This is a genomic window from Geobacillus sp. ZGt-1 (genome assembly GCF_001026865.1).
GTDB classification, from domain to species: Bacteria; Bacillota; Bacilli; order Bacillales; family Anoxybacillaceae; genus Geobacillus; species Geobacillus thermoleovorans.
Genome location: NZ_LDPD01000009.1, coordinates 38,017 through 46,824, shown reverse-complemented (window position 1 = coordinate 46,824; position 8,808 = coordinate 38,017). Strand labels below are relative to the sequence as shown.

The window sequence follows — 8,808 nt, the reverse complement described above, 5'->3', positions numbered from 1 at the left end:
TTCCTAAATACTCATTCGCCTCCGGAATGTTCACCGTCAAGGCATTGCTGGAAAATACCGTTTCCCCATCCGCATTGTAGGCGCTGAGTCGGAAGTAGTAATGGGTGCTTGTCGCGTATTTGGTCCCCATTTTCGCATACATGGGGGAAGGATCTTTCGGAAGTTCCAATCCTTGTCCATCATGATGCAGCGTTAAGGTGCTGGAATCCCCTTGTTGGATTTCCTCCGGCGTTGGCCAAATTCCTTTGTTTTGCGTCGTCCAATGATCCACGTCTCCTACATCAAATGCTTCATAGTAAAGTCCATTGAAAATCCACACTTTATACCCTGTCGCTCCAGGAATCTTATCCCAGTCTAACATGACATAACCCGAGTTGCTTCCTAATTGGTTGCTGTAAGCAAACCCCGAAGGCGCTGGCGGCACTCGCAAATCCGGAATACGAGGCATATACGCATCCGAAAAGACGGTTTCCCCTTGAGAGTTATAGGCACTGACCCGAATCCAGTAGTTGGCAGCCGTTGCGTATTTGGTTCCTGCATTGGCATAGACCGGAGACGGGTCAACAGCTAATTCCGTGCCAAGACCATCGTTTACATGCAACTTATATCTACCTGCATGAATTTCCGTGGAGGTTGGCCAATACTTTTTGTTTTTCGTTGTCCAAGAAGTGACGTTCCCGACATCTAACGATTCATAGTAGGAACCGTTAAAAATCCAAATTTTATACCCCGTCGCTCCACTCACAGGATTCCGTTTGAAATCGATATATCCGGTTCCGTTTCCGTTTGTATAACTTACCCCCGTCGGAGCAGATGGTTTCGCCAAATCCGGAATGGTCGGCATATACGCACCGGACATGGCGCTTTCGCCTTGAGGAAAAATCGCACTGACTCGGAACCAGTAGTTCTTGCTGTTTGGATAGCTTTCGCCTGAATTTCGATAGACCGGGGAAGGATCGACAGCAAGCTCCGTCCCTAACTGATCTTGATGCAGGTCGTATCTTCCAGCGCTAATTTCAGAAGGGGTCGGCCAGATTTTTTTCCCCTTTGTACTCCAGGAAGTGACATTGCCTACATCAAACGCTTCATATGATTTCCCGTTATAAATCCAAACTTTATAACCCGCAGCGCCGGGAACCGGATCCCATGATAAATTGATATATCCTGTGCCATCCCCATTACTGAAGGCCGTTCCTGTCGGCGTATGGGGAACGGGTATCGTATACGTAACGGACAAATATGGTTTATAACTGCTGTTCGTCGTGGAAACGACTTTTTTCCAATAGGTTTGTCCATTGCCATTCGTATGAAGTTTCAATCCGTAATTTGGCTTTGTCCCGAATGCCCATTCTTTTACCGTATTCGTGACATCAAATTGCGCCCATTGGTCTCTTGCGACATCGACCTTGCCAATGTTGGTGGAGGAAGGTTGATTACTCCATGTTAACGTGCTCGCGGACCATGAGCTGTCTACCACATCGAGCCATAGCCCTGTTGGTGTTGTCGTATAATACGAATGGGTGACATAGACATGGAACGTGGCATTCGTCACATTCATATATTTGATGCTTGATAAATCCGGGTGCAAAAAGCCATAGCAAGTGCCTGTTGTTCCATCATAATACCCCACCTTTAAAACGTATTGTCCCTGCGCCGAATCCCACTTACTTGATGAGGAACTATAGTTGGTTGTCGGATAGGCGCTCATTACAAATGCATCGGTAGACACATTAATGGAAGTACTCGGATCAATATAAACAGGGTATACACGTTTAGGATCCTTCAGCCACTCCGGGTCGGCTTTGATCGTTAAAATATATCCTTGATCATCCTGTTGTAATTCATACGTTACATTCTCTGAGCGCTGCACCTCGCCAGAGCGTTCATCGACATTCGAATCCACCATAAACGGCTTCGGCAGCTCAAAAACCCTTTCATTTTCTTTATTTGTAAATAAAATGGAGCCATCGTCTTGAATGTCTGCATGTAAATTCGTTTTCAGACGGAATTTGAAAATATGATAGCCAGTAAAAGAATGAAGAACTAAATCTTCTTTCGTTGACTCGTTAAATGTAATATTTTGCAGGTCTATGCTCGGAAAAATGTTTTTGTGAAGAATTTTGTTGTCTTTTTTCTTATAGGTAGCAGCAACATCCTTCGCCTTTATCGGTTGTACGTCATTGCCTGCTGCCTCTAAAATAGAATAGGAAATCGAATATCCATTGTAATGGAAATTGGCGTATTCTCCATCGACCATCTTTTTATAAAAGTTTGTCTCCAAAATGGTATTCTCTGTTTCAACGTAATTCGTATTATTGGTGCTATCCGTTAGGCTAGAAGATACTTCCTCAAATAGTTTTTGTCCCTTTTTCTTCACATGAATAGGCTCAAAGTAAATCTTCTTGGTAAACGTGCCATCGCCGTTGTAGTAAACCTTTGTATTCTCAGTTCTTTCTTCTATGATTTCCCCTGGCTTGAGATCACGTTTCGGGGCTTGCGGCACCTTTGGCGGCTCCTCTTTTGGCTCTACACGGTCAACCCCTGATCGGATCGTTTCGGCAAGTCCCTTTGTCGGGACGCTTGACATCACTAAAGCCCATACGACCATCCAAACCAACCATCGTCGCAAACGAATGTTTCTCATATGCTCTCCTTCCCGATTTCCATTACTTTTACAATCAAATTGTATCTTTCCTGCTCCCTGCCATCCATCATTTTCGACAGACAAAGTTCGACATGGCTTTGGGCTGGAACGTCTATAATCCTAATAATGAATGTTGAGATGTTTCCCTTTTTTATTTATTTGAGAACGAGCATAGAAGAAGAGGTAGGCTTTTGAAACGACCCTTTGCAAAACCGTTACAAGGAATTCATGCCCATTTCACATCATGCTTGTGCAATGAAAAAGCAATACCGCCTAACCAAAAGAAAAAACCCCAAACGGTCATGGATGCCTCCCGTTTGGGGTTCGCTCAAGAGTAGAGCACGATCATCGCGATGAAAAAGTACGCCGCGTTGGCGATTTCCAGCATGCCAAGTTTCATGATCGGCAGCGACTTGCCATATAAATAGACGGCGCGGATGACGCTCGGCGCGTAGGCCAAGACGGCGAACGGCTCGCCGATGGCGATGAGGCCGACGATCAACAGGGCGTGGTAGCCCCATGACAGCCATTTGTACCGCTCGTTTTTCTTTTCGCGAATCATCGTTTTTACGTAAAACGTGCTGCCGATGAAAAAGAGGAAGGAAAACAGGGCGAGTTCAAACGCTTCGATCGTCAACGCCCCGCGTCCGGCGTAAAAGGCGGCGAGGCCGCCGATGCAAAACGCTGCGATGGCGGCTACATCATTCCAAAAGGCGCGATCGTTCTTTTTCTTGCTGTAGTACGTGTTCACCAAGAAAAACGGCACCATGGCGAGCCCGAAGTAGAAAAGCGCCGGCTGTTGCCAAAGAGAGACGGCAAGCGCCGCGGCGGCGATGGCACCATAGCGGGCGGCGGCGGGCACGTACGGCTCTTTCCGCTTCGTTTTCACCGCCATCAAGAGCGGATACGTCGCCAAATAGAGCGCAAGCCAGGCGACAAAGAGCGGCGCGTGAATCCACGAAAGCCCACCGGCGTACGCCCCGAGCCAAAACGGGATGATGAGCATCGCCCAGGCGCCGTGTTGTTTTGGCATCACCCATTTGCTTTTGTTCGCCATCCGTCTCATCCTCCGCTTACCGGTGGAATAAAGGCGACCGTGTCGCCGGCGTGAAGCGGCGCTTCGTCGCGGACATACTCCTCATTGACCGCGGTCATGACGCGCCCGAGCGAGACGCCATAGCGCTCTTCCACTTCGTCTTTCAGTTTTTTCACCGTTTCCGGAACATTCGGCCACATCACTTCCCGCTCGCCGATTTGCTCGCCCAAATGGGCGAAAAACAATAGACGGATCATTCCTCTTTCACCTCCGGTTTTCCGGACGGATACGCCGTTGTTTCCAACTGGTCGCCCACCCAGGCGCTTCCGTCCTCCCATTGCTCTTTTTTCCAAATCGGCACGATTTGCTTGATCCGCTCAATGGCATAGCGGTTCGCCTCATACGCTTCGGCGCGGTGCGGCGAGGAAACCGCGATGACGACGGCGATGTCGCCGATCTTAAGCCGCCCGATCCGGTGGGTGATGGCGGTTTTCGCCCCTGGCCATTTCTCCGCAATTTCCGCCCCGATTTGCGCGAGCATTTTCTCGGCCATCGACACGTACGCCTCATATTGCAAAAAGAGCGTCCTCTTGCCGTTCGTCCATTCGCGCACCGTGCCGGCAAAGACAGCGACCGCCCCCGCTTCCGGACGCATCACTTTTTTCATCACATCCTCGACCGAAATCGGCCGGTCGGTAATGGCAAACAACGGTTCTGTCATGTTCGTGTTCTCACCTCGTTCATGAGCCATGGAATATATTCGTCATCATCGGCCAGCGAAAACACCGGGTGCGCTAGCGGCCCTTCGAGCGGCTCCCAGGCGATGACGGCGCGGATGTTGGCGAGGTGCTGAAGCGACGCCCAATCTTCCCAAGTGCGGACGAGCACGACTTTCGGGTGCCGCTCTTGTTTGTAGCCTTCGACCAACACGAGATCGAGCCGAAGCGGCGCATAAAGCGCCAACACATCATCCAACCGCCACAACGGGCGGCGGAGATGAAGCTGCAAAAGCCCGTCTCCTTCCACCGCCGTTGCCACCGCCCCGGCCCGCTCATGGCGGACGGAATCGACGCCTTCCGGCCGCGCGGGCTCGCCGCCATGGCCGTGGTGCTTCACCGTCCCGACGCGCCATCCTTCCCGGACAGCGGCCGCCACCCATTTTTCCATAAGCGTCGTTTTGCCGCTATGTTTATAGCCGACGACTTGCCAGACGTTCATTCGCTTGACCCCTCATCGTCATCCAAAAGCCACACTTCCACCTCATCGCCAACCGCAAACCCTCTCGTTCCGCCCGGCAGCACCATCAAGGCGTTCGCAAAGGCAAGCGAGGTGACGATGTTCGACTTGTCCATGCCGACCGGCTTCACGACAAGCCGACCGTCAACCGCCTCGACCCGGCTGCGCACGAAGCGGGTGAACGGGTTCGGCTTCGGAAAATCGGCGCCAAGGGTGGCTTTCGCTTTTTTCAAATACGGCTTGGCCGAAAACAGCCGCGTGCGCACGACCGGGCGGACGAACAGCTCATACCCGACNTAGCACGCCGACGGGTTTCCGGATAGACCGAACAGCAGCTTGCCATCAATCTCGGCGACGGTCGTCACGCTCCCCGGGCGCATGGCGATTTTGTTAAACAACACGTTCGCTCCGAGCCGCTTGTAAATGGCGGGCAAATAATCGAAATCCCCGACCGAGACGCCGCCGGTCGTAATGAGCATGTCCACTTGATCGAGCGCCTGGCGCACAGCGTGAAAACACGCATCGAGGTCGTCGGCGAGCTGGCCCAAATAAATCGGCTCGGCGCCGCTTTTGAACACCTGCGCCTCGATCATGTAGGCGTTGCTGTTGCGGATTTTTCCCGGCACAAGCGGTTCAGAGACGTCGAGCAGTTCGCTTCCAGTCGCAAAAATGCCAATCCGCGGCTTTTTCGCCACCTTCACTTCGGCGTAGCCGAACGTCGCCAAGAGCGCCGCCACCCCGGGATTGATGCGCGTTCCTTTTTCGACAAGCGGCTGCCCTTTTTTCGCATCTTCCCCTTGAAACGAAATGTTGTCGCCAGGGCGGAACGGGCGTTTAATGGCCATATACGTTTTTCCATCCCGCTCGTACTGTTTGGCGAGCTCCAACATGACGACCGCATCGCATCCTTGGGGAATTTGCGCCCCGGTCATCAAGCGCACCGCTTGAAACGGGCCGACGGGCTGCTTCGCCACTTGCCCGGCGCCGATCGTTTCAATGACTTCAAACTCGACCGGATGGTCAAGTCCCGCTCCTTCCGAGTCGGCGGCGCGAATGGCAAATCCGTCATACGGCGAGCGGTCAAACGGCGGCACGTCATGGTCAGCACGCAAATCTTCGGCCAAATAGCGGCCATACGACTGGCGAAGCGGCACTGTTTCCTCTTCTCCCACTCCGGCATAACGCATCACCCGATCGATCGCTTCCGATACAGGAATCGGGGTTCGTCTTTCGACCATCTCTCTCTCTCCTTTCGATCATACGGCTGGCGGCAACCATATCGTTCTTTCAACGTTGTTGCCATTGTTGCAGCTGTTTTATGCCTTCTGCCAACTTTTCATCAACGACGCTCGCATCGGCAATATGCCGCAAAATCATCTCCCGCGTTTCGCCAAACAAAGCGGCGGACTGTTCGAGCTCTTGCATCACTTCATCCGCATAGCGACATTGTTCTTGAATATAGTTTAGCACGTCTTGAGCCCGATTTTCGACTCGATCGATCAGCTGATTTCGTCTGTTTTATTGTACAGGAAAGAAGAGAGACAACGTTGTGATGTTCATCACATTTCCTTAGTTGTCCACTTTTTTTCGTTTGTGTGAGATGTGTCACAACGTTGGCGTCCAAAACAAGGTATGCTGAAGCTGCAACGATTTGACGATGGAGGGATCCAAAATGGAACAGCGGTTTACTGAGCAATCGCTGATTGGCGATATTGTTGCCGAAATTCCGAAGGCAGCGGATTTGTTGAAAGCACATCGCATTGATTTTTGCTGCGGCGGACAGCGTCCGTTAAAAGAAGCGATCGAAGAGCTCGGACTTGATGGCGAAGCGCTTCTTCGCGAGCTGAACACCCTTTACGCGGAAGCGCAAAACAAGCCGACCGGAAATTGGAGTGAAGCGCCGCTAGCCGACTTGGTCGATCATATCATCAACACGCACCACCGCTATTTGAACGAGGAACTGCCGCAGCTCAGCCCGTATGTCACGAAAGTATTGCGCGTACACGGCATGCACCATCCGCATCTTTCCCGCGTGCATAAACTGTTTCATGAGTTAAAAACAGAACTCGAGCAGCATCTCATTAAAGAGGAAACGGGAGCGTTCCCGCTCATTTTGCAATTTGCCGACAACCCATCGCCGGAGAACCGGGAGGCGGTCGAGCGGGCCGTTCGCGAACTGGTCAATGAGCATGATGTCGCCGGTGATTTGATGAAAGAAATTCGTGAAATCACCAACGACTTCACCCCGCCAGAAGACGCGTGCGGCACGTATCGCCTCGTCTACAACCGGCTGGCCGCGCTTGAAGACGATTTGTTTACCCACATCCATTTGGAAAACAACATCCTCTTCCCGCGCGTGTTGGCGGCGGTGAAGGTTTAAAGGAAGAAAGACGCCGATTCGCACTTCCGAAAACATAAACCAAAAACGGGATCGCTTCTTCTATGAAAAGAGCGCTCCCGTTTTTCTTCATCCCCCAATATACGACATTTCAATTTTCGGGCGCTGTTTCGCTGTCTCTGCCGTCCGTTCTTCTGAATAGCGGTCTGTCCGCTCGCTCCAGATGGCGGCGATCAGCGCCTTCAGCTCTTCTTTCCCCGCGCCGGCGCGCAGTTTGTCTTTCAACGACACGCCCTCAGAAGCAAACAAACACGTGTACAGCTTGCCATCGGCGGAAATGCGCGCCCTCGTGCAGCTCCGGCAAAACGTTTCCGTCACCGAGGCGATAAAGCCGACTTCTACGTTCGTGCCCGCGTACCGGTAGCGGCTCGCCACTTCGCCGAAGTACGCTTTTTCAACCGGTTCAAGAGGGTGCATGGCGTTGATTTGTTCATACATCTCTTTTTTCGTCACGACATGGGAGTAATCCCAGCCGTTCGTGGTGCCGACATCCATAAATTCAATCAAGCGGAGCGGAATGCCTTGTTCTTTGAAATAGGCCGCCATCGGCACGATTTGCGAGTCGTTCCACCCTTTTTTGACGACCATGTTCACCTTGACGCCGAGCCCCGCCGCCCGGGCGGCTTCGATGCCTTTTAACACCGGGGTGACGCCGACGCCGATGCCGTTCATTTTTCGGAAAATGTCATCATCCAACGCATCCAAGCTGACGTTGACGCGCTTCAACCCGGCTTCTTTCAGCCGCTGCGCCCATTTCACTAAATGGACGCCATTGGTCGTCAAGCCGATATCGCGCAGGCCAGGGAGCGCGGACAGCCGCTCAATGAGCGCATCGAGGTCGCGCCGAAGCAACGGCTCGCCGCCGGTCAGGCGGATTTTTTCAACGCCAAGCTCGACAAAACATTCCGCTAAAAGCGCCATTTCCTCAACCGTCAACAGTTGGTCTTCCGCCAAAAAGCGAAAATTCGGCCCGAACACTTCGGCCGGCATGCAATAGACGCAGCGAAAATTGCATTGGTCGATCACTGATAACCGCAAGTCGCGAAGCGGGCGGGCGAGGCGGTCGGTGATCTTCACCCGGTCGCGCTCTTCCATGTCGCTCCCTCCTTTCCCTTTCATGGGCCGCGTGATGTTCCAACGGCCTGCTCCTTATCGCTGCCAACGGCCTAGTTTCGCCGCACAGGACAACAAACTAAATGACAATCCAATGGTGACCGCCACCCATGCCCACGCCAACTCCATCCGCCCCGATTCCATGGCCATATAGACAGCGGTGGGGATCGTTTGCGTTTTTCCCGGAATATTCCCGGCAAACATGAGCGTTGCGCCAAACTCCCCCAGGCTGCGGGCAAACGACAGCACCGCCCCGGACAACAAGGCGTTTCTGGCCAGCGGCAGCGAAATATGCCAAAACACTTGGCGCTCATTCGCCCCATCGATGCGCGCCGCTCCTTCAACGGTTGGATCAACGGCTTCCAGACCCGCTTTGGCCGC

General features: G+C 52.6%; 10 protein-coding genes and 1 pseudogene. 1 reads left to right on the top strand and 10 read right to left on the bottom strand.

Going from position 1 to position 8,808, the window contains the following annotated elements; translation table 11 throughout:
* From VU18_RS03305 to VU18_RS03275, 8 genes and pseudogenes are all read right to left on the bottom strand, one after another.
* Positions 1 to 2,644: DNRLRE domain-containing protein (locus VU18_RS03305; protein ID WP_047757639.1), on the bottom strand; the 2,644-nt coding region annotated here is incomplete at its 3' end.
* 328 nt (positions 2,645 to 2,972) lie between these two features.
* Positions 2,973 to 3,701, bottom strand: a complete 729-nt coding sequence (locus VU18_RS03300; RefSeq protein WP_023633821.1) for a YwiC-like family protein — start codon at positions 3,699 to 3,701, stop codon at positions 2,973 to 2,975.
* 5 nt (positions 3,702 to 3,706) lie between these two features.
* Positions 3,707 to 3,937, bottom strand: a complete 231-nt coding sequence (moaD, locus tag VU18_RS03295) for a molybdopterin converting factor subunit 1 (RefSeq protein ID WP_047757638.1) — start codon at positions 3,935 to 3,937, stop codon at positions 3,707 to 3,709.
* A complete protein-coding gene (locus VU18_RS03290; protein ID WP_033027975.1) occupies positions 3,934 to 4,401 on the bottom strand; it encodes a molybdenum cofactor biosynthesis protein MoaE in 468 nt (155 codons plus the stop codon). Before VU18_RS03290 ends, moaD begins: the two co-directional genes overlap by 4 nt.
* A complete protein-coding gene (mobB, locus tag VU18_RS03285; protein WP_021321985.1) occupies positions 4,398 to 4,898 on the bottom strand; it encodes a molybdopterin-guanine dinucleotide biosynthesis protein B in 501 nt (166 codons plus the stop codon). Before mobB ends, VU18_RS03290 begins: the two co-directional genes overlap by 4 nt.
* Positions 4,895 to 5,212: pseudogene (locus tag VU18_RS19030) on the bottom strand (molybdopterin molybdenumtransferase MoeA); the annotation flags it as partial. The gene mobB and the pseudogene VU18_RS19030, both read right to left, overlap by 4 nt.
* A 1-nt stretch (position 5,213) precedes the next feature.
* A partial coding sequence (locus VU18_RS03280; protein WP_236687264.1) for a molybdopterin molybdotransferase MoeA occupies positions 5,214 to 6,154 on the bottom strand: 941 nt, incomplete at its 3' end.
* A 49-nt stretch (positions 6,155 to 6,203) separates the two neighbouring features.
* The gene (locus VU18_RS03275; RefSeq protein WP_014195104.1) at positions 6,204 to 6,386 is read right to left on the bottom strand and encodes a hypothetical protein; all 183 of its coding nucleotides are present in this window, start codon (positions 6,384 to 6,386) and stop codon (positions 6,204 to 6,206) included.
* Positions 6,387 to 6,588: 202 nt separating this feature from the next.
* Here VU18_RS03275 and ric point away from each other — a divergent pair, with 202 nt between their 5' ends.
* Entirely contained in the window at positions 6,589 to 7,296 is a 708-nt protein-coding gene (ric, locus tag VU18_RS03270) for an iron-sulfur cluster repair di-iron protein (RefSeq protein ID WP_047757636.1), read from the top strand.
* An 87-nt stretch (positions 7,297 to 7,383) separates the two neighbouring features.
* Here ric and moaA read toward each other — a convergent pair whose 3' ends face one another.
* Both moaA and VU18_RS03260 read right to left on the bottom strand, forming a co-directional pair.
* Entirely contained in the window at positions 7,384 to 8,409 is a 1,026-nt protein-coding gene (moaA, locus tag VU18_RS03265; RefSeq protein ID WP_021322313.1) for a GTP 3',8-cyclase MoaA, read from the bottom strand.
* Positions 8,410 to 8,463: 54 nt separating this feature from the next.
* Positions 8,464 to 8,808: molybdenum ABC transporter permease (locus VU18_RS03260; RefSeq protein ID WP_047757635.1), on the bottom strand; the 345-nt coding region annotated here is incomplete at its 5' end.

Excerpts from the sequence above, each read along its gene's own strand:
- VU18_RS03290 (WP_033027975.1), bottom strand. The coding sequence starts at position 4,401 with ATGACAGAACCGTTGTTTGCCATTACCGACCGGCCGATTTCGGTCGAG.
- mobB (WP_021321985.1), bottom strand. The coding sequence starts at position 4,898 with ATGAACGTCTGGCAAGTCGTCGGCTATAAACATAGCGGCAAAACGACG.
- VU18_RS03300 (WP_023633821.1), bottom strand. The coding sequence starts at position 3,701 with ATGGCGAACAAAAGCAAATGGGTGATGCCAAAACAACACGGCGCCTGG.
- ric (WP_047757636.1), top strand. The coding sequence starts at position 6,589 with ATGGAACAGCGGTTTACTGAGCAATCGCTGATTGGCGATATTGTTGCC.
- moaA (WP_021322313.1), bottom strand. The coding sequence starts at position 8,409 with ATGGAAGAGCGCGACCGGGTGAAGATCACCGACCGCCTCGCCCGCCCG.
- moaD (WP_047757638.1), bottom strand. The coding sequence starts at position 3,937 with ATGATCCGTCTATTGTTTTTCGCCCATTTGGGCGAGCAAATCGGCGAG.